20 protein-coding genes are annotated in these 21,073 nt (G+C 44.1%); 1 reads left to right on the top strand and 19 read right to left on the bottom strand.

Annotated features, from left to right (window positions below; genetic code table 11):
• Positions 1 to 196 precede the first annotated feature (196 nt).
• From ACYQ5K_RS10965 to ACYQ5K_RS10930, 8 genes are all read right to left on the bottom strand, one after another.
• A complete protein-coding gene (locus tag ACYQ5K_RS10965) occupies positions 197 to 949 on the bottom strand; it encodes an exodeoxyribonuclease III (protein ID WP_459777559.1) in 753 nt (250 codons plus the stop codon).
• Entirely contained in the window at positions 946 to 1,755 is an 810-nt protein-coding gene (truA, locus tag ACYQ5K_RS10960) for a tRNA pseudouridine(38-40) synthase TruA (protein ID WP_459777558.1), read from the bottom strand. Before truA ends, ACYQ5K_RS10965 begins: the two co-directional genes overlap by 4 nt.
• A 54-nt stretch (positions 1,756 to 1,809) precedes the next feature.
• A complete protein-coding gene (locus ACYQ5K_RS10955; protein WP_459777557.1) occupies positions 1,810 to 2,574 on the bottom strand; it encodes a type III pantothenate kinase in 765 nt (254 codons plus the stop codon).
• A gap of 3 nt (positions 2,575 to 2,577) precedes the next feature.
• Positions 2,578 to 3,243 (bottom strand): ECF transporter S component, encoded by a 666-nt coding sequence (locus ACYQ5K_RS10950; RefSeq protein WP_459777556.1) that lies wholly within the window; start codon positions 3,241 to 3,243, stop codon positions 2,578 to 2,580.
• A 55-nt stretch (positions 3,244 to 3,298) separates the two neighbouring features.
• Positions 3,299 to 4,498, bottom strand: coding sequence for a bifunctional phosphopantothenoylcysteine decarboxylase/phosphopantothenate--cysteine ligase CoaBC (gene coaBC, locus ACYQ5K_RS10945; RefSeq protein WP_173689134.1), 1,200 nt, complete (start codon positions 4,496 to 4,498; stop codon positions 3,299 to 3,301).
• A gap of 14 nt (positions 4,499 to 4,512) precedes the next feature.
• Positions 4,513 to 4,962: a transcriptional regulator NrdR gene (nrdR, locus tag ACYQ5K_RS10940; protein ID WP_173689135.1), complete on the bottom strand. Its 450-nt coding sequence runs from the start codon at positions 4,960 to 4,962 to the stop codon at positions 4,513 to 4,515.
• 118 nt (positions 4,963 to 5,080) lie between these two features.
• Entirely contained in the window at positions 5,081 to 5,776 is a 696-nt protein-coding gene (locus tag ACYQ5K_RS10935; protein ID WP_459777555.1) for an NUDIX domain-containing protein, read from the bottom strand.
• A gap of 161 nt (positions 5,777 to 5,937) precedes the next feature.
• Positions 5,938 to 6,195 (bottom strand): PRC-barrel domain-containing protein, encoded by a 258-nt coding sequence (locus ACYQ5K_RS10930; RefSeq protein WP_459777560.1) that lies wholly within the window; start codon positions 6,193 to 6,195, stop codon positions 5,938 to 5,940.
• A 278-nt stretch (positions 6,196 to 6,473) separates the two neighbouring features.
• On the opposite strand from ACYQ5K_RS10930, the gene arcC reads away from it, so the two are divergent.
• A complete protein-coding gene (gene arcC, locus ACYQ5K_RS10925) occupies positions 6,474 to 7,403 on the top strand; it encodes a carbamate kinase (protein WP_459777554.1) in 930 nt (309 codons plus the stop codon).
• A gap of 288 nt (positions 7,404 to 7,691) precedes the next feature.
• Here the strand turns inward: arcC and ACYQ5K_RS10920 are convergent, their stop codons facing one another.
• The 11 genes from ACYQ5K_RS10920 to ACYQ5K_RS10870 all read right to left on the bottom strand — a co-directional run bounded on the left by ACYQ5K_RS10920 (position 7,692) and on the right by ACYQ5K_RS10870 (position 21,016).
• Positions 7,692 to 8,825, bottom strand: a complete 1,134-nt coding sequence (locus ACYQ5K_RS10920) for a toxic anion resistance protein (RefSeq protein WP_459777553.1) — start codon at positions 8,823 to 8,825, stop codon at positions 7,692 to 7,694.
• Between the two features lie 21 nt (positions 8,826 to 8,846).
• A complete protein-coding gene (locus ACYQ5K_RS10915; RefSeq protein ID WP_243259135.1) occupies positions 8,847 to 10,223 on the bottom strand; it encodes a 5-bromo-4-chloroindolyl phosphate hydrolysis family protein in 1,377 nt (458 codons plus the stop codon).
• 13 nt (positions 10,224 to 10,236) lie between these two features.
• Positions 10,237 to 10,788: a nucleotidyl transferase family protein gene (locus tag ACYQ5K_RS10910; protein WP_173689139.1), complete on the bottom strand. Its 552-nt coding sequence runs from the start codon at positions 10,786 to 10,788 to the stop codon at positions 10,237 to 10,239.
• 219 nt (positions 10,789 to 11,007) lie between these two features.
• Positions 11,008 to 12,972: an ABC transporter permease gene (locus tag ACYQ5K_RS10905; RefSeq protein WP_178025740.1), complete on the bottom strand. Its 1,965-nt coding sequence runs from the start codon at positions 12,970 to 12,972 to the stop codon at positions 11,008 to 11,010.
• Complete coding sequence (locus ACYQ5K_RS10900; RefSeq protein ID WP_173689141.1) at positions 12,965 to 13,732, bottom strand: ABC transporter ATP-binding protein; 768 nt, start codon at positions 13,730 to 13,732, stop codon at positions 12,965 to 12,967. The genes ACYQ5K_RS10905 and ACYQ5K_RS10900 overlap by 8 nt, the downstream gene beginning before the upstream one ends.
• A gap of 304 nt (positions 13,733 to 14,036) precedes the next feature.
• Entirely contained in the window at positions 14,037 to 15,059 is a 1,023-nt protein-coding gene (locus ACYQ5K_RS10895) for a sensor histidine kinase (RefSeq protein WP_173689142.1), read from the bottom strand.
• Positions 15,056 to 15,727: a response regulator transcription factor gene (locus ACYQ5K_RS10890; RefSeq protein ID WP_173689143.1), complete on the bottom strand. Its 672-nt coding sequence runs from the start codon at positions 15,725 to 15,727 to the stop codon at positions 15,056 to 15,058. Before ACYQ5K_RS10890 ends, ACYQ5K_RS10895 begins: the two co-directional genes overlap by 4 nt.
• Before the next feature lie 13 nt (positions 15,728 to 15,740).
• Positions 15,741 to 16,616 (bottom strand): YitT family protein, encoded by an 876-nt coding sequence (locus ACYQ5K_RS10885; protein WP_178025739.1) that lies wholly within the window; start codon positions 16,614 to 16,616, stop codon positions 15,741 to 15,743.
• A 207-nt stretch (positions 16,617 to 16,823) separates the two neighbouring features.
• Complete coding sequence (gene rsmH, locus ACYQ5K_RS10880) at positions 16,824 to 17,933, bottom strand: 16S rRNA (cytosine(1402)-N(4))-methyltransferase RsmH (protein ID WP_178025738.1); 1,110 nt, start codon at positions 17,931 to 17,933, stop codon at positions 16,824 to 16,826.
• A 223-nt stretch (positions 17,934 to 18,156) separates the two neighbouring features.
• Positions 18,157 to 19,914: a S8 family peptidase gene (locus ACYQ5K_RS10875; RefSeq protein ID WP_178025737.1), complete on the bottom strand. Its 1,758-nt coding sequence runs from the start codon at positions 19,912 to 19,914 to the stop codon at positions 18,157 to 18,159.
• A gap of 67 nt (positions 19,915 to 19,981) precedes the next feature.
• A complete protein-coding gene (locus ACYQ5K_RS10870) occupies positions 19,982 to 21,016 on the bottom strand; it encodes a bile acid:sodium symporter family protein (RefSeq protein ID WP_173689146.1) in 1,035 nt (344 codons plus the stop codon).
• Positions 21,017 to 21,073 lie beyond the last annotated feature (57 nt).

Genomic DNA, 21,073 nt, shown 5'->3' with positions numbered 1-21,073 from the left:
CATCATCCAAAAAGCAATAAATACCCATGTATATTTATATGCAGCCAGAATTTTATATATTCCCTCAAACAGGATCCTCCGATAGCTCCGAGCGAAAAATTGCAAAAAAATAAACTGATCAGATTCCATTGCACAAAAGTGAATCTGATCAGTTTATTTTTTTACAATTTGATGTCGCAGCCTGTCGATCTCATCCCTACTTCAAATCCAGTTCCACCGGACAGTGGTCAGACCCAAATACATCCGTCAGAATCTTCGCATCTTCCAGCCTGCTTTCCAGTGCTTTTGATGTACAGAAGTAATCGATACGCCAACCTGCATTCTTTTCTCTTGCCTTAAACCGATAGGACCACCAGGAGTAGATCCCTTCTTTATCCGGGTAGAAATAGCGGTAAGTATCAATGAATCCCGCATCCAGAAGTGCTGAGAATTTTGCGCGCTCTTCATCTGTAAATCCGGCATTCTTCCGGTTGGTCTTTGGATTCTTCAGATCAATTTCTTTGTGTGCCACATTCAAATCTCCGCAGAAGATCACCGGTTTTGTCTCTTCCAGCTTCTTAAGATAAGCAAGAAATGCATCTTCCCAGGTCATACGATAGTCAAGTCTTGCCAGTTCGCTCTGGGAATTCGGTGTATACACGGTAATAAAATAAAAATCCTCAAATTCCAGTGTGATCACGCGCCCTTCCTGATCATGTTCTTCTATCCCAAGTCCGTAAGTAACTGATAACGGCTCTTCCTTTGTAAAAATTGCAGTCCCTGAGTATCCTTTTTTCACAGCCGAGTTCCAGTACTGATGATATCCCGGCAGATCAAGTACAAGCTGCCCTTCCTGCATCTTTGTCTCCTGCAGACAGAAAATATCCGCATCTGCCTCTTTAAAAAAATCCATAAATCCTTTCTGCACACATGCACGGATTCCATTTACATTCCATGAAATAAACTTCATCTTCTCTTTTCTCCATTTCTTTGGTTTTTTTTTTTGCGGATCTTCTGTACCGCTTTTTCAAGCTCCGCTTCTGTATAAAAAACACGGCCTAAAAACAGTCCCTTCGCCGGTGCCGGAAAACCAGATTTCTTCCGGTCTTTTGCTTTCAGAATCTCCGGTATCTCTTCCGCTTTTATCTTTCCTGTTCCCACATCCAGAAGTGTTCCGGTAAGTATCCGGACCATATGATATAAAAATCCATCTCCGATCCACGATAACGTAAGTGTATCCTTTTCATACACGATCCCGACCGCATAAATCGTCCGTACCGTATCTTTGTCCTCTTTCAAATCTGTAAAGGCGGAAAAATCATGGGTTCCCACCAGATACTCTGCTGCTTTTTCCATCGCACCGATATCGACCGGATGTGGAAAATGGAACCGGTATTTCCGATGAAATACTTCCATCTTGTCACGCAGATCGATCCGATACTCATAGCATTTCCCGACCGCACTCTTTCTTGCATGAAAATCCCTTTTTTCTCTGCTGATATCCAGCACTCTGATATCTTCCGGGAGAAGTACATTTAACTGCTTCTTAAAACTGTCCATATCAATTTCCTGTTCCAGATACAGACTGCACTCCTGCCCTAACGCATGTACACCACTATCTGTTCTTCCGGAACCGCTGACCACCGTCTTTTTCCCTGTAATTTCTGAAATCTGCCGTTCCAGAATTCCCTGTACAGTGAGTTCCGTATTCTCCTGTCTCTGCCATCCACGATACGCCGTTCCATCATAGGCAACTGTTATCCGGTAAGTATTCATCCTTTTATAAAAGGGGCGAAAACTTTATAAGTCCTCGTCCCTGTCACCTTTCTGTTATCTGTTTTTCCGGTAAATAATCCGCAGTCCTTTCAAAAGCAGATCATCATCCAGTACGACCTCTCTCTTACAGTACGGAACAATCTTTTGGGAAAGTCCGCCCGTTGCGATTGCCGTCATAGGCTGTCCGACCGCTTCCTCAATCCGGTCAATAATTCCATCGATTGCTGCCGCACTGGAATAGAGGACACCGCTCTTCATACATTCGATCGTATTCTTTCCAACAATGCGTTTTGGCGTCTCCAGTCCGATTCCCTGAAGCTGGGATGCATTTTCTGTCAGCGCATTCAGTGAAATATTCACACCCGGATAGATCATTCCACCAATATAATTTTTCTTCTCATCGATCACACTGACAGTTGTCGCTGTTCCCAGATCGAAGATCATCATCGGTGCTTTATATTCCGCAATTCCGGCAACCGCATTTGCCACCAGATCACTTCCAAGCTGGGCCGGATTGTCCATCAGAATGTTCAGTCCGTTTTTCACGCCCGGTCCAATGACCAGTGTCTCCTTTTTCAAAATCTTTTCGGCTGCTTCTTTTACGACATATGTAATCTGCGGAACTACCGAGCTGATGATCGCTCCTTCCAGTTTCTCCGGTTTGATCCCGTGAATATCCAGAACCATCTTGATATCAATAGCATATTCCAGTTCCATCTTTGTCTTGATCGTGGAAAGTCTTTCGATAAAATAGGTTTTGTTATCATCCACGCATCCAAGTACAATATTTGTATTTCCTATATCAATCGCAAGTATCATTTTTTACACTCCTAATCTTTCCTGTACCCCTTTTTTCATCAGTGTTTTCCCAAGTACCAGCGTGATCACCGCCGCTACGATCGCCTCCGGAACCCCATTGATTCCGATAATGCTCAGAATAAATCCATATACCGCTTTTACGGTAACACCATTGGCTGCCGCATAGTCATTCCTGAAAAATACAAAAATAAGATTCATGACAAGAAGCGTATTGGTCAGTGCTCCGGAAAGTCCTGCCGCAACCAGTCCAACAGACGATACTCCGTTGTGCTTGGAAAGCTTCCTGATCAGACGGTAAACATAAAACGGTACTACACCGATCAGAATACGCGGCACAAAACAGATGATCAGACTTCCGATCCCTCCACTGTATTCACCCAGACTGTAAAATGGGGTAAATACGAATGATGTCAATGTCGGATTTATCGTATTATTGATAAAACTTGTAAGACCAAATACACCTCCAAGCGCTGCGCCCTTCTTCGGTCCAAGCATCAGAGATCCCATGATCACCGGGATATGGATGATCGTCGCTCTGGTAAATCCCAATGGGATATATCCGATAAACGGGGTGAATGCCAGCACTACAATAAGTGCTGCAAAGATTGCCATCTGTACGAGTCCCTTTGTTTTGGACATGGATGTAGTACGTTCATTGCTTTGATTCATTTTTCTTTTCCTCCTGTTACTATTCTCTTTACGAGATACAATACATTTTGGCTTTTTATTTATTCATGCACTCCAGAATCTTGTCCAGAATACAAGCTGCTGTCTCTTCCTTGCTGATCAGTGGAAGTGCAGTCTCATCTTCCTTCGTGATCAGTGTCATCTGATTTGTATCGCCCTGAAATCCTGCTCCGGCAACTTTAAGATTATTTGCCGCGATCATATCCAGATTCTTCTTTTCAAGCTTCTTTCTGGAATTTTCAACCATATTCTCGGTTTCCATTGAAAATCCACACAGAAACTGTCCGTCTTTTCTGTGCTCCCCGAGATATTTCAGAATATCGTCCGTCTTTTCCAGCTCCAGACTCATCTCACTGTCTGACTTTTTCACCTTTTCATCCGCAATATGCTTTGGCCGGTAATCTGCAACCGCTGCTGCCTTACACACAATGTCTGCATCTTCCGCTTCTTCCTTTACCGCCTCGAACATTTCCTTTGCGGTCGTGACCGGAACGATCTTCACAAACATCGGCTTTTTTATCTCTGTCGGTCCGGTGACAAGCGTAACATCCGCTCCTCTTGCCGCAGCAACGCGTGCAATGGCATATCCCATCTTACCGGATGAGTGATTTGTAATGTAGCGCACCGGGTCGATTGCTTCTCTTGTCGGCCCTGCTGTGACAAGAATTCTCTTTCCGGTCAGATCTTTCTCATAAGCAGTATCCCGGTAAATATATTCATACAAAGTCTCCGCTTCCGGCATCTTCCCGGCTCCGTTATCTCCGCATGCCAGATGTCCACTTGCCGGCTGGATCACTTCATATCCATAATGCTCCAGAAGTTTTAAATTATCCTGTACGACCGGATTCTCATACATTCTTGTGTTCATCGCCGGTGCAAGGATCTTCTTACATTCGGCACATGCCATCACAGTCGTAGTCAGCATATCATCTGCAATCCCGTGTGCCAGCTTACCGATCACATTCGCTGTAGCCGGTGCGATCATCACAATATCTGCCCATTTTGCCAGTGTCACATGTTCCACACTGTACTCAAAATTGCGGTCAAATGTATCGATCAGGCACTTATGCTGTGTCAGCGTCTCAAATACCAGCGGATTGATAAAATTCGTTGCATTCTGTGTCATCACAACTTTTACATCGTATCCTGTCTTTACCAGCATACTTGCCAGTGTTGCAATCTTGTACGCCGCAATACCGCCGGTCACGCAGAGCAATACTGTCTTTTTCCGTTCCATTTGTCTTTCCCCTTTTATTCTAATATTTTCTTCAGTTCATCCATGAATGTATTCACGTCTTTAAATTCCCTGTATACCGATGCAAAACGTACATAAGCAACCGGATCCAGCTTTTTCAGGCTTTCCATAACAATCTCACCGATCTGGCTACTCGGAATTTCTTTCTCTTCCCGGCTGAAAATCGCTGTCTCAATCGAGTCGATCGTTGCCTGAATATCTGCTGCTGATACCGGACGTTTATAGCATGCCCGGAGTACTCCGCCTTCCAGTTTAGTACGGTCATACTGCTCCCGGTTGTTATCCTTCTTGATCACGATCAACGGTATGGTCTCCACCTTCTCATAGGTTGTAAAACGCTTGTTGCACGCATCACAGGATCTTCTCCTTCTGATCGTCGTTCCGTCATCTGCCGGTCTTGAGTCGATGACTCTTGTATCAATGTTACCACAATATGGGCACTTCATCTTTTTTCCTCCTGCCTGGTTCTTGATTGATTCTACTGCCGAATCACGCACATTTTTAATGTCTATAGTATAAATCCTGTATACAAGGTTGTCAACAAATTCACACTTTATCAATAAGCTATATAAGCCGGCTCTCCACCAGCTTCCATGCCTGTACGATCAGTGCCGCATGGTCACAGGCGATCCGGTCCGATTCTTTTACCTTATAATAGGTTTCTCTTACCAGACCGCTTCTTTCTCTCTTCTCAACAGCTGCTGAAATTGTAAGATCTGTGTCCTTATTTTCCAATGTCAGGCGATAAATGGTTTCTGTCCATTCTCCGTCCTCCTTCACCGATTCTGTCCGGCAATGAAGCTGCATCCATCTTGCATCCGCCGCATCATCGCCGGCCCGCACCTTTACCTGCCCTTCATTTACAACCGAAAGATACGCTGACGTGATGATCCGTGCTCTTGGATCACGGTCCACATTTCCATAGACTGCAAATTGCTCCATCGGAAGATCCGCCATGCCGGTCTCCTCGGTCAGTTCTCTTCTTGCCGTATCTTCCAGATTCTCATGAAGTTCAATAAACCCACCCGGAAGCGCCCACCAGCCAATGCTCGGATGATTCCGTCTTTTAACCATCAGGACTTTCCATTCTCCGTCCGCTTCCTTTCTTTTGCAGGAAAATATAACTGCATCTGTTGTCACACAAGGATTCTTATATTTATAAGGATCATACTCCTCCAGAAATTCTTCCAGTGTCTGTCCCTTTTCATTTTCGTTTCCGTTTCCCCGGAATGGCTCGATTTCTTTAAAAAATGCTGTCATTTTTCTTCTCTCCTTTGTCTTTTTACTTGTTCTCATTTATTTCACTGAGCAGTCTGTACTCTTCTTCCTCTTTTACTATTCTTATAAGGAGTGCGAGAGTGCAAAGCACGTAGCAATCTGGTATCAAAGGGGGCAAAATACCTTTTGACCCCAACATCTTCTTATTTACACGGCTTCAGACATTTGTCCTCTTTAATTTCCACAAGAATAATATCCTCTCCAATCCTGCGAATACACTCAAACGGAATAATATACTCCGCATCATACCCAAGAAATCCACAGATTCTTCCCGGTCCCGGTACGATCAATGCTTCCACACACCCTGAACAGATATTGACTAGCAGATCGGCAACAAAACCAAGCCTCTTGCAGTCACACATATTAATGACCTCCCGCTCTTTTAATCCGCAAAATCGAATCCGTTCCTCTTTCATACTGCACCATCCACCGGACTTCTTATTATATTATATGAACATCTTCCCTTGTTGTCAGCATGTTTTGTGAAAATCCCCGTCCTTGTGCCATTTAGCTTCTGCCCACCAGTAATTCCTTTTTATACTGTGCATTTTTGCCAACTAATGATTGCAATTTCCATAAAAAAATACTATAATTTTTATATATTTTTTATCGCTGTTGTCTGCGTTATATGTTTTTCATACGCAGACAATTCAAATTCTGAGAAACAGAGGGATGTAATATGAAGAAAAAAGTTGTTGTTGCATTAGGACACCGCGCACTCGGAACCACACTTCCGGAGCAGAAGGTTGCCGTTAAAAAAACTGCAGTTTCCATTGCAGATCTTGTTGAAGAAGGATACCAGGTAGTAATCACACACAGTAATGGACCTCAGGTTGGTATGATCCATACTGCTATGAACGAATTCAGCACCAATCATCCGGATTATACCGCTTCTCCGATGTCAGTCTGCTCTGCTATGTCACAGGGTTACATCGGATATGACCTGCAGAACGCGATTCGCGAAGAACTGATCGGACGCGGCATCTACCGCAGCGTATGTACTGTTATCACACAGGTAACTGTTGATCCATATGACGAAGCATTCTACACACCAACCAAGGTTGTCGGACGTATCATGAGCGCAGAAGACGCTGCCGTTGAACGTAAAAAGGGCAATTATGTAGTAGAAGTTCCTGGTCAGGGCTTCCGCCGTGTCGTTGCTTCTCCAAACCCGGTTGATATCGTAGAAGTTGATTCCATCCGCACCCTTACCGATGCAGGACATATTGTAATCGCCTGCGGTGGTGGCGGAATCCCGGTACTCCAGCAGAACAATCATCTTAAAGGTGCCAGCGGAGTCATCGAAAAAGATCTTACTGCCGGCAAGCTCGCCGAGCAGATCGATGCAGATGAGCTCATCATCCTCACCAGTGTGGAAAAGGTATGCTTAAACCACGGAAAAGAAGATGAAGAAGAACTCGATACTATCTCCGTAGAACAGGCTAAGCAGTACATGAATGAAGGACACTTCGGAATCTACAATATGCTTCCAAAATTCCAGGCATCCGTAGGATTCGTAGAAAAGAAAGAGGGAAGAAGTGCTCTGATTACTTCTTTTGATACTCTGAAAGATGCTCTGAAGGGTAAAACCGGAACTGTTATTGAATAAATGTACAAAAGGGACGACATAAAGGACTCCGTTTTCTGTGGGTAGAAATGTTGAAGAGTCCGTAGAGAAAAAAGGCGCCAGTAATTTGGATACCGGGCTGATTCGCGGAATAATCCTGATGATTATTCCACTCAGCAGCCCTCTGGCTTTCGTGCTTGTAGCACGAAACCAGATCCGAATTACTGGTGCCTTTTTTCTAACGGACTCTAGCACCGTTTCTAATCACAGAAAACGGAGTCCTTTATGTCTGTGCGCTGGCAAACTTTTAAAAAGTTCCTCACCAAATGCTTACCCCTGAACCTGTAACAGCTTCGCTTTCAGTTCAGCTTCGATGCGCTGCATTTCCACCTCTGCCTGCTGACGTTTCTGGCGGCCTTCCTGTTGGATCTGCATGACTTCATCGAAGGTTGCGATCAGCGATTCATTGGTTGCTTTTAAGGTTTCAATATCTACGATTCCACGCTCGGATTCTTTGGCAGTCTCTACTGTAGCAATCTTCAGCTTTTCTGCGTTCTTGCGCAGGAGTTCATTGGTCATATCGTTGACTTCTCTCTGAGCTGCTGCTGCCTGTGCGGAATGTTCCACACCAAGGGCGAGTACCATCTGGCTTTTCCAGAGCGGGATCGTATTGACGAGTGTAGACTGGATTTTTTCTGCCATCATTGTGTCGTTTCCCTGCACCAGACGGATCTGTGGTGCGGTCTGCATGGCGATTGTCTTGGTCAGTTCCAGATCATGCAGTTTTTTCTCGAAACGTTCACATCTGGAATCCAGATCTTTTGCTGCCTGTGCATCCTCGGCAAGTCCGCTTGCCATCGCTTTATTCTTCAGTTCCTGAAGCTCACCGTTTCTTGTCTCGACAAGCTTCTGCTTTCCGGCAAGCACATACATGGACAATTCTTTATAATATGTCATGTTCACTTCATACATCTTGTCCAGAAGCGCAATGTCTTTCATAAGCTGCACTTCGTGAGATTCCAGTGCTTTGACAATATTGTTTACATTGGTTTCTGCTTTTGCATATTTGGCTTTCATTGCCTGGATCTTGTTTCCGCCTTTTTTGAAGATTCCGAGGAATCCTTTTTCCTCTTCCTCATCAAATCCTTTCAGTTCTGTCACCACATCACTTAACAGTGTGCCAACCTCTCCAAGATCTTTTGTCTTTACATTTTCCAGTGCTTTTTCTGAAAAATCTGCGATCTTCTTCTGGGTTCCGGCTCCGTACTGAAGAATCATGTTCGAATTGGCGAGATCAATTTTTTCTGCAAATGCACTGACCATATTCTTTTCTTCCGGTGTCAGGACGATCTCCGGTGTTTCCGGTTCTGCCTCCTGATAAATCTGCGGAGTCTCTTTTTTTTCTTCCTGAAACGGATCCAGCGTCAGCTCCGGTGTCACATTAAATTCTTCAAAATCGTTCATACTCTTCTTCCTCCTGCGACTTTATTTTTTTATTCCGTCCTCTTTCAGACCTTCCTGTGCAAGCATGGTATTCAATACGGAAATATCCGATGAGACATCCCACATGGTATCTTGAAACAGGTCATCCAGAAGTTTCTCAAACGCCGTATTTAAAGTATCGAGCGTTGCCTCAATCTCACGCTTTGCAGTCTGGATATTTTCTCCATCAACCGGCTGTCTGTCAAGCTGTTCATATGCTTCCAGAAGCTTGATCGTCGTCGGAAGATAATATTCCATCAGCTTACGGATATCCGAAACTGACTGTGGATTTTCTTCCACCCGGTCAAAGATCCGGTCTACCAGCATCTCCATCCGGCTGATCTTTGCAGAAATCTCTTCTCCCGGAATGGCTTCATTACACTCGTGGATCTTTCTGATAAAAGCATCCCCCTGGTCAATGATCTTCTGCACCTCCGGTGTCAGCTTTTCATTCTTTGCATCTTTCTCTTTTGTATTTTCCTGTGTCTTCTCTTCTTTCTTTACCGGCTCTTCCGCTTTCGACTGCTGTCTGCGAGTTTCGATCTGTAAATATTCTTCATAAGCACGGTTTGACAGGATCAGGCATTTCTTCTCACCATCCATATGCCCCTGACGGAACCAGCCTTTGGAAATCATTCTTTCCAGATCCTTTGTCACAAATTTTATGGATTTTCCGGAATTGCTTCCGATTTCTGAAATATTGCAGTACTCTCTGCCTGCGATCCTGCGGCTGTAGTTCTTGAATCTTCCAACCTGTTTCAGAAGCTTAATGCCCCAGCCTGTGATCATGCCACTTGCTGCCGTAAGTAGCCCAAATACCGCACGCATGATCCATAAAGCCCCCGGACTTTCCGGCAAAGAAGCAATACAAGATGCAAGGAACAGAATCAGGAATATCAGTGCCATGCTTCCGCCTGCTGCGATCATGACAATTCCGCCTGCCTTTGTTCCCGTCGTCGATCCATACAAGACAGGTGACTGCTGTGCATTGCTGTATCCATACCGGCTGCTTCCCTGTGATTCCGCCTTATAGTCCTGCATATCCGGATTCCACGCTCTTCCATTTCCATCCGGTCCGCTCCACCTGTAAGTTCCGAACGGAGGTACACCTCCTCCAGGCGTTCTTCCCCATCTGTCAGATCCGCCCATCTGTCCATATCTTCCACGCGGTCCTCCCGGACCTCTTCCCATATTTCTCGTTGCCTGATCAAACGCATTTCCAAAAGAACGCATGCCCTGTTCCGCGCCATTTACCGCACCGTTCACTGCCCGGTTGATCGTATCCGTGATCGTCTGGTTCAGCCTCCGGTAATCCTGTGAGTCTACAGCATCCTGCACAGTTCGTCTGATCTCTTCTCCAAATCTTTCCCAATCCTGCATTTCAGCTTCTCCTTTATTTTGAAAACTTGATCCTGTCGTCAATTCCGTGCGAGAGAACATAATCATAAACGGTCTTTGGCACCAGATCATCCCACTTTTCATCTGCCAGGATCCTCTGCCGGATCTGGGAACCTGATACCCCTTTTTCCTCTTTGGTTCTTCTCCAGAGGACTTCCACCGGAATTCCAAGCTTCTCAAAACGCTTCTCATTGTTCGCAGTCCATTCATCACAGATACTCATAAAGCAGACCGCACCCTCCGGCAGATACTGCCCCAGATATTCCACTCTGTCAATCGGAAACGGGATGATCTCAAACTCTTCTCTCGGCACTCCGAAACTGAGCAACGTATCACGAAGCATCTCATAACGCTCAATATAAGTCAGAGGATTAGCGCTCCGTCTTACCCGGTAATTGTCTTCCTCACCCCCTGATACGTGCAGATCATCCGACATGGTGATTCCTATATAAAGCCTTTTGCAGCGCATCTTTGCCGCCAGAATGTATTCCACATGTTTGAGATGCAGAATCTGAAATCTTCCATATACCAGCCCTTTTTCTATCATTTATACGTCCCTTGCTTTCTGTAATTTTATCTTTTCAATGATGTTGGGGCAAAAGATATTTTGACCCCTTTGATACCAGATTGCTACGTGCTTTGCACTCTCGCAATCCTCTTTTCAATTAGTCTATCTGTATTCTACTACAGAACGGTCGTTCTTAGCAAGAAATACCTCTGTATACGACAAAAAGATGACTTTCGTCACCTTTTTTGTCTTTTTCTTCTATTCAACGATTTTATAATATTCTTTTGCTGTTATCACAAATACGATCACATAAAAGACGGCAAAGATTCCCACTGTACCGGCAGTGCATCCGAAGAACAGCTTTGTATTTTTCAGATAAAATATGGCTAAAAGCTTTGTGATCACCGGAAATGCAACTGCAATATGGATGATCGCCATCACAAGCGGCAGGAAGAATACCATCAGGATCTGGCTGCGGATCGAGCTTTTGACCTCGCGTTTGCTCATCCCTACCTTCTGCATGATCTGATAGCGTTCTCTGTCATCAAAGCCTTCGGAAATCTGTTTATAATAAATGATCAGCACCGTTGCCATCAGGAACAGGCTTCCCAGATACATTCCAATAAAAAATACACCGCCATACAGACCAAAGAAAGTCTCTTTTTCAAGATATCTTCCCTGTACACCAGTATGTTCAAATTCACTTTCTGCCTGTGTTTTCAGCTCTTTGACAGCTTTCAGCTTCTGTTCTTCGCTGCCTCTTAAATTGAATGACTCCCTCCATTTTACCGGTTTGTCCTCTGCCTCGAGCTGATATTTTTTCAGATAGTTTTCCATAAACTCTTTTTCATCACTGACAATCATATAATATACATTTTCTGTATTAGAATCACTCTTCTTTCCAAAAGGTGCCTTGTCCAGCTCTTTTTTGATCGTCCAGTTTTCATCATCAATCTGGATGGTATCCTTGCCGTAATTTTCCCCATTCGTAAAAAGAATGGCTTCCTTATCCCCAAGCTCCAACCTTTCGCCGGTCAGCTGATTATAATCTGCCAACCCAATCACATCAAAAAACACCACATCGGATGACGAATAATCCTTTATCATCGCAGAGGTATATTCTTCTCCGTTTTTTATCTTCACAAGCTCTGCCATATGCCAGCTCTTCTCATCTGTGATCTCTACCTGATTATCCCGGCAGATCTTTTCCGCCATATCGTGCAGCTTCTGATTTTCCGCATCATCAGATACTGAATTTGTAATATACACTTCCTGCGGATACCTTGTTCTTAAGACATCCTCCTTTCCGATGTACAAAGATACGGTAGACGAAATGATCACCAGAACCATGGTACTGAGAATACAGATATTTGCCAGCCCGACTGCATTCTGCTTCATCCGGTAAAGCATGCCGGATACGGATGTAAAATGCTTTGTTTTATAATAGAAATTTTTGTTTTTCCGAAGCAGCTTTAAAAAAGCAATACTTCCTGCTGTAAAAAGCGCGTAGGTTCCGATAATGACACAGACTACTGCGACAAAGAAAAGTTGAAGCGCCTTAAGTGGTTCTTTTGTCGTAATCGCAATGTAATAACCGATTCCAAGGAAAATGATGCCAGCCACAGTCAGAATCCATTTGGTTTGCGGCTCCCGCTCGCCCTGACTCCCCGCATGCAGAAGCTCGATTGGATTGGCAAGCCGGATCTGCAAAAGATTATAGATCAGAGTCAATGCAAAGATCAGTGTGAAAAAGAGAACGGTATTTCCTGCAATCTCCCATGACATCCGAAATGCCAGTTTATCGTCATAATGAATCATTCTTTTCAAAAGTGCATACATCAGCTTTGCAAGCGCAGTTCCGAAAAAGATTCCACCCAGAATACTGACCGCACCGGCTACAACCGTCTCGATCACCAGCATTTTCGCAAGCTGCGGTTTCCCCATTCCGAGAATGTGATACACTCCGATTTCTCTTTTCCTTCTTTTGATCAGAAAACTGTTGGTGTAAAACAGAAAGATCAGTGCAAATATTTCAATCACATGAACACTCAGACTTAAAATAATCTTTAATGCCTCCTGGTCCATCGGAGAATTTGCCGCCAGATTTGCCATCATATAATACATCATCACCGTCAGGACAGCTGTCAGCACATATGGAATGTATGTCTTCCGGTTATTTTTCAGATTGGAAATGGCAAGCTTTGTGTAAATCGATCTATTCACGGTGCTCACCTCCTGTAGTGAGAACCGTCAAGGTATCGGTAATCTTCTGGTACATCTCGTCACTGGTCAGATTGCCACGGTAAAGCTGATGAAAAACTTCCCCATCCTTGATGAAGAGGACTCTCTTTGCCGTGCTCGCTGCTTTGACACTGTGCGTTACCATGACAATCGTCTGCCCGTTATCGTTGATCGCATTAAAAAGTCCCAGAAGCTCATCCGTCGATCTGGAATCCAGCGCACCGCTCGGTTCATCGGCAAGGATCAGCTGCGGTTGTGTGATCAGAGCACGTGCAATGGCTGCTCTCTGCTTCTGCCCGCCGGATACTTCATATGGATATTTGTTCAGAAGCTTACTGATCCCCAGTTGCTCTGCGATTGACATGATCCGGCTCTCCATTTCCGTGTATTTCTTACCGGACAGCACCAGTGGAAGAAAAATGTTGTCCTTCAACGTCAGTGTATCCAGAAGATTGAAGTCCTGGAAGACAAATCCCAGATTCTGCCGCCGGAAAGCTGCCATCTCTTTTTCCCGGATCTTGCCGAGATCATTCCCTTTTAAGTAGACCTTTCCACCGGTCGGCTTATCAAGTGCAGCCAGGATATTCAGAAGTGTAGTTTTACCACTTCCGCTTTCTCCCATAATTGCTACATATTCGCCTGCTTCTACGGAAAAGCTGACGTTATGCAGCGCCTCTACCTGATTTCCTCCGAAACGGGTTGTGTATATCTTTTTTACGTTCTTTACGTCAAGTAATGCCATGTTTTTTTGACCTGCCCTTCTTTTTTATTTGATAAATCCATTATAAAAAAGCCGGGCGTTTCCTTCCATCGAAGTAAATGACAATTTTGGTGGGGTTTCTTACATTTTTGTAAGGATTGGGGTTGAAAAGACTCATTTGGGTGAAAGGAACGCCACCAGAAACAAATAAANNTTTATTTGTTTCTGGTGGCTGTGTGGTTCAAATGGATGAGCATATTTTAATCACTAAATCCTTAACCAAAAAGTAAATCATAGTTCGGTTCTATTGTTGGAAGTTTTTTCGTTTTTGTACCAATAAACTCCATTACTCTATTCGTCTGGATTCACGGTCAAAGTTTAAATATACTTTTGTTCCTCTTTCAAGATCGGATTCAATCCGAATCGTATGATGTAAGCGATCCATAATTGTTTTGCACAGATATAAACCAATTCCGGTAGACTTTTTATTTGCTCTTCCGTTGTAACCAGTGAATCCTTTTTCGAAGATTCTTGGGAGGTCTTCTTCGGCGATTCCGATTCCATTGTCAGCGATTACCAGTGTCTGATTTTCTGTGTAAATTGATATTTCTCCGCCTCTTGCGTATTTAACTGCATTGGAGAGGATTTGTTCAATGACGAAGGTCAGCCATTTTTCGTCGGTCAGAATCTTCTGATCCTGGATTTCAAGGTGAAGTCTTGTTCTGGTCATGATGAACATCTGGGAATATTTGCGGACTGCCTGGCGAATGATTTCTTCCAGGCTGCAGATCCGGAAGGCGTAATCGGAGGTTGCGGACCCCATTCTGAGATAGGTGAGTACCATATCCACGTATTGTTCAATCCGGAATACTTCCATTTTCATGCTTCGGGTAAGTTCCTGTGCTTTCGGGCTTTCCTGTACTTCTTCCAGTTCCTCTCCGCTCTGGATCAGGACGCCGAGTGCTGCAATTGGAGTCTTGATCTGATGAACCCACATGCTGTAATAATCGGACAGCTCCTGTTTTTCAATCTGCACAGAGGATTCCAGCTCTTTTTTCTCTTCATAAAGCTGCCGGATCAGTTCCTGGTACATTTCGCTTTCCCGGCTTTCTGCCTCCGGAAATCCTTCTGCCTCTGTCCGGATTTTTTCCTGATTTTCTTCCAGTACTCTTTGTCTTTTTACATATCGTATGAAAACAAGTGTAAACCAGATCACATTCCACAGAATCACCAGAAGGAACGCATATCCTGCAATTTCCACCGGAATTTCATAGATCCAGAAGATGACTGCAAAGAGGATGCCCGAAACCAGAACCGCAATTCTCTCCGGTCTTTTTTCTTTCCAAAATACCCTTAAAATCTCTGTCATACCAGCATGTACCCGATTCCTTTCTTTGTCCGGATCACATCATGCATTCCGGCTTCCTCCAGCTTTTTCCGAAGTCTCGCCACATTTACTGTAAGTGTATTATCATCGATGAATTCGTCACTTTCCCAAAGTCTGGTCATAATCGCATCTCTGGTCACAAATTTTCCTGCGCTTTCAAAAAACATCTGGCAAATCTTGAACTCATTCTTGGTGAGTTCAATCTTCTGCCCGGCTATTGTAAGCGACGCATCTCCCAGATTCAACAGCATTTCTCCATGCTCAATGATATTTGCTGTTCCCTGCAGTGCGTATGCTCTTCTCAGTACTGCCTGCACCTTTGCTGTCACTACATTCAGATCAAACGGCTTCTCGATAAACTCATCTCCGCCCATGTTCATTGCCATCACGATATTCATGTTGTCGTTCATCGATGACAGGAAAATGATCGGCACATTGGACAGCTTCCGGATCTCCTGGCACCAGTAGAATCCATTGTAAAACGGAAGCCCGATGTCCAGGATCACAAGCTGTGGACCTGCCTTTTTAAATTCTTCCATTACATTTTTGAAATCGCGTACACATACTGTCTTATAATTCCACTTTTTCAAATGCGATGCCAGTAACTCTGCGATCGTGTTATCGTCTTCAACGATCAGTATTTTATACATTTATTCCTGCCTCTTAAACTCTCTTCTGGAAGTTTCCGTACACCTTAACTCCTTCATCTACCGTAGTAAATGCTTCCGGATCCAGTAAATACACCATGTTCAGGATATCTTCTACTTCAAATTTATTCACGATCGTTACCAGAACATAATTGTCTTCACTCGTAAATGCACCTTCACCATTCCATTGCGTAACACCACGTCCGGTTTCTTTCATGATCGCCTCTGCGATTCCCTTCTTCTTCGTGAAAATCAGCATTCTCACATTGATGTTCTGGAAATGCATCCTGTCCAGAGTTACTGTGTAGAAGAACAGGTAGACGACCGAATAAATCACCGTTGAGATATCAAAAACTAAAAGATAAATGGCATACAGTACCAGATTGAAGATGGTTCCCAATTTTCCAACGGACATTCCCGCATATTTTTTCGCCATCCAGATACCGATAACCTCGATTCCACCGCCGCTTCCTTTTGCCGTCAGCATGATTCCGATTCCGGCTCCGGTTACAACACCACCGATGATGATTCCAATGACCGGATCATCGATCACTGCTGTCGCCGGCGATGGTACGATTGAAGTAAATAAACTGATTCCTACCGTTCCAAGGATTGTATTTATAAAAAAAGTCTTTCCGATTTTAAACCATGCAATAAATAAAATCGGAATGTTGAGCAGTAAATAAATGATACCATACAGGTTCAGACCTGCGATTTCCCTAATCCCGATCTGTCCTGCTCCATAACTTAACAGCTGTGCAAGACCGACTGCTCCCCCGCTGTATAAATTCATAGGGATAATAAATACGTTCAGACCGACTGCGTAGATCAGACAGCCCACTATGATCCAGACAACCTGCATTCCCCTCTTCTGTGGCAAAAAATTGTTCATACTCTTTCTTTCCTCCTACTTTCATTTTGATACCAGATATTTCATAACTTTTCCATACAGTATATCATGCCGGCATCTGAATTTGTAGACTAAAGTACAAATTCTTTTTTGCCCCTTTTTTTGCTGCTTTCAGTTCTTTCTGTCGTTTCTGATCTTCAAGTTCATCTCTGCTTTTCCAGAATACCGAATATTTTTCTCACTACCAGATTAATGATCACAAATGCCGCTGCCAGCGCCACAATCAGAATGCTCTGCCTTCACAGCCCAGCGCATCTTCGTAGATCTTGCACGCCCATTCTGTGCACACTCTTCTGCCGAAGGTCGGACTACATCTTTGGCATATTCGGAATAAACTCCCTCGCGATATCCTGCTTTTAAAGCTTTCTTCACCAGTTTGTCTTCTCCTGAATGGAACGTCAGGATCGCTACTCTTCCCCCCGGTTTCAAAGCCCCTGGCAGCTTCTCCATAAATTCATAGAGTACTTCAAATTCATGATTCACGTCAATTCGGAGTGCCTGGAAAGTCCTCTGACAGGTCTTCCTGATGATATCTTTTTTCTCCTTATTTTCCGGAAGGAAAGACAAGGTCTGTTCGATCACCTGACGCAGCTTTGTCGTAGTATCAATCCGGTGTCCTTTCCGGATTTCTTCGGTGATTGCCTTTGCCAGTTCTTCACAATACGGCTCATCCGAATTTTCATATAACATCCCGGCAAGTTCTTCTCTTGAAATTGTATCCAGTCTCTCGGCTGCACTGATCCCTTTTTCCTGATTCAGTCGCAAATCCAGAGGTCCGTCCACTTTGAAAGAAAATCCTCTCTTCGGGTTGTCAATCTGCATGGAAGACACACCCAGATCAGCCAGAATAAAATCAAATCCCCCAACTTCTTTTGCGATCTCATCGATAGTACAGAAGTTCTGAAGACGGATTGTTAAAATATCCTCACCAAATCCCTGTTCTTCCAGACGTTTTTTTGTCTTTGCAGATTCTTCCGGATCCACATCAGTCGCATAAATGTGCCCCTTTCCTTCCAGACATTTCAGCATCGCTTTTGTATGTCCGCCATAGCCAAGCGTTGCATCAAATCCTACCTCTCCCGGTTGGATCTTCAGGAAATCAAGAATTTCCTGCACCATGATCGAAATGTGCATTCCGGCAGGTGTATTTCCTTTCTGAATGACATGGGCAATCATGTCCTGATATTTCTCCGGCTGTAATTCTTTGTATTTTTCTTCAAATTTTCGTGGATATTTTCCTTTGTATCTTGCGCGGCGCTTGTGAACGCCTTGTTCAGTGTTCTTTTCCTGTTCTGACATACATTGTCTCCTTACCTGTTGATTTATTTTCGGTTTTTCAAATCATATTCTGCGTTTTCTTGTGAATATTTATCAAAATTCACTGTATTTATTATATCATCCCACCTTTAATAGTAGTTATAATAATTTTGCATTTTTCAAATCACTCTCTAAACTTTTTCTTATATTCCAGCACCATAGTATATACAAAATATAATCTATAACTACCTCCCCTATTTGTTTTTCACTCCTGCGGAATACTTTGTACTACGCAAATTGCCCCATACCCCACCTCCCGATTCGGATACTTCTCAAATCCCGGCAGCTCTCTCGCCCCGCGCCGGAGATACGCCTTCACCTTTTCCCCATACAAAAACGGATCATTCCCTCTCACAATCCCCCACTCCATCAAAAGTGCCGACGCTCCGGTTACAAAAGGCGTCGCAAAAGAAGTTCCACTCACCGTAGTCATCCCTCCGCCAACTGCTGCCGTCCTGACATTCACTCCCGGCGCCACAAGATCCGGCTTCGTCCTTTCATCCTGCCAGGTATATCCCCTTCCTGAAAAAGGTGCATAGGAAAAAGTAAGCGCATCATACGCTCCAACCGATATCACTTTTTCCGCAGTCGAAGGGATCGTTAAGGTCACTTCTTCATCCGGATACAGAAATCCCGTCCCCCGGTTTAGTACATTCTCACTTGGCAGCCACAGATCATACTGTCCTTCCACAACCCTTGTCGGATTCAGGATAATCTGCCAGACTCCCGACGTAATATAATCCGTCACCGGAATCATATCGATATAAATTTCCTGTGCCACATTATACGGGCTCGGCTTTCCATAATATAATAAAATCTCCGTATCTCCAATCCGAAATCTCTGCGGACCGAGAACAGACTGAATCGGTCCAATCTGCGTCCCTGCCGGAGATACGAATGAAATTTCCACTTCGTCCGTATACGCTTTCCAGATCTGAATATTCAGCGTTGGTTCTTCCGACTGCACTGCAAGCTGTATTCTTTCTTCCTTCCTTTCCTGCATCACCCCGGACGTATGTCCTGCACTTGCTGCCTCATTTCCCGTTCCCACACAGATCACACTCTTCCAGAAATTCGACAGATCATCGATATACCGCTCCAACAGACTTCTTCCGTCATGAGAGCCATAGGTATTTCCAAAACTCAGATTAATCGCCACCGGCATCCGCACCTCCAGCGATTTCCTCACCACATAATCCAATGCCTGCATCAGCTCTGTCGTTCGCGGGAATCCATCTGGCATAGGTGAACCCATTTTTACTACGATTAATTCACTGTCTGGCGCCACACCGGCATATAGCTTTCCGCTTCCTCGCCCATTTCCGGCAACAATCCCTGCAACGGCAGTCCCATGTCCGGATATATCCTGACTTGGCACCATTCTTCTCCTTTCCTCTGTCGAAGCAGTCTCAAGTGCCCTGTTAATCTGCTCCTGGGTAAATTCCACTCCCATCCGATAGCCTTTTGGTGGATTCTTTTCCTCATCCGCATCCGGTATTAGCGACTGATCCCACAGCACCTTTATCCTTGTCGTTCCATCCTCATTTCGGAAATCTTCATTCGCATAATCAATCCCTGAATCAATAATCGCCACAAGTACACCCTGTCCACGCAGATTAAGAAAGCGGATATCCTGTACCTCATTGATACAGGATACCCGCTTTCCATTTGCTATTTGAAAAAATAAACGTTTCGGTTTTTCTATATATTCTACCTCCGGAATATCTGAAAGTATATCAATTCCGGATTGACTGATCCGAATGATTGCGTACTCATTCTGAAGCTCAACCACCTGACTCGCCAGATCTCTTACCTGGTCCAGATTGCCCGAATATTTAATAATCAATTCCCATTCCCTGTCAATCGGATGATACCCGACATCCAGATTCAATGATTTTTCTCTTTCTTCATCCGTCGCTCCAAGTGCCAGATTTAAAAGATTTTCCAGTTTCTGATCTTCCATATCTTCTTACGCCCTGTAAGTTATTCCTGATATTTTATGACGATCATTCCGAAATTATTTCTGTATTTTATGCTACATTTTCTGCAGCCTGCTTTTTATTCGCACGCTTTCCTGCTTTTCTCTTATCATATGCTGCAAATAATCCTGCAAGAAGTGTTCCTGAGATAGAATGCCATGTACAGGATACAGCACAGATAATTGCAGATTCCGGTGCCACCGCAAACTGTGCCGTTGTGGTTGCAAGGTTGGTAGCAAGTCCGGCGTTCTGCATCCCAACTTCGATGGAGATCGTTCTCTTCTTTGCAGTATTCATACCAGTCAGTCTTCCTGCGCCGTATCCCAGCAGATATCCAAGTCCATTATGAAGAAATACTGCCACAAAAATTACAACTCCTGATTCAAAGAATTTGTCTCCCTGCGAAGAAACAACTCCGCCAACTACACATGCAAGTCCAAGTACTGCAACTCCAGGCATTACTTTCTGAAGCTCTGTAAATGTCTTTTTCTTTCCAAACAGATAATTCAGTAAAAATCCGAAAGCTACCGGAACAATAACGGTCTCAACAATAGATACAAACATCGGAAGTCCTTTGATCGTAATATGTGTTCCGCTTGCAAGAAGTGAAACCATAAGCGGTGTCATAACCGGTGAAATGATTGTGGATACCGTAGTCATTCCTACGGAAAATGCCACATCTCCGCCACACAGATAAGACATGATATTGGAGGATACACCACCCGGACAACAGCCTACAAGGATCAGACCAAGTGCAATTCCATCCGGAAGCTGAAGTACTTTCGTCAGTGCAAATGCAAGAAATGGCATGATCAGATACTGTGCGATTGCACCGATACAGATATCAAAAGGTCTCTGTGCCAGAATCTTAAAATCTTCGGTTGTCAGTGTCAGTCCCATGCTGAACATGATGATTCCGATGATAATCGACTGACAGGTGAACTTGTTGGATACCGGATCAACGAACAATGGGTTATTTACCCATCCCATCATTGCCGGTACAAAGAATGTGACTACTGCAATAGCGATTACCACCACTGATGTATAGTCTGATAAAAATTTGCTTGCTTTTTGTAATGCTTTCATTACAGTTTCCTCCTTTTTCTTTTCGTCCACGCAAAACTGTTCTTCTAATCTTCCGAT

Source organism: Allocoprococcus similis, assembly GCF_054660775.1.
The sequence above is the reverse complement of the archived record's forward strand: the minus strand, read 5'-3'. Positions and strand labels throughout refer to the sequence as shown.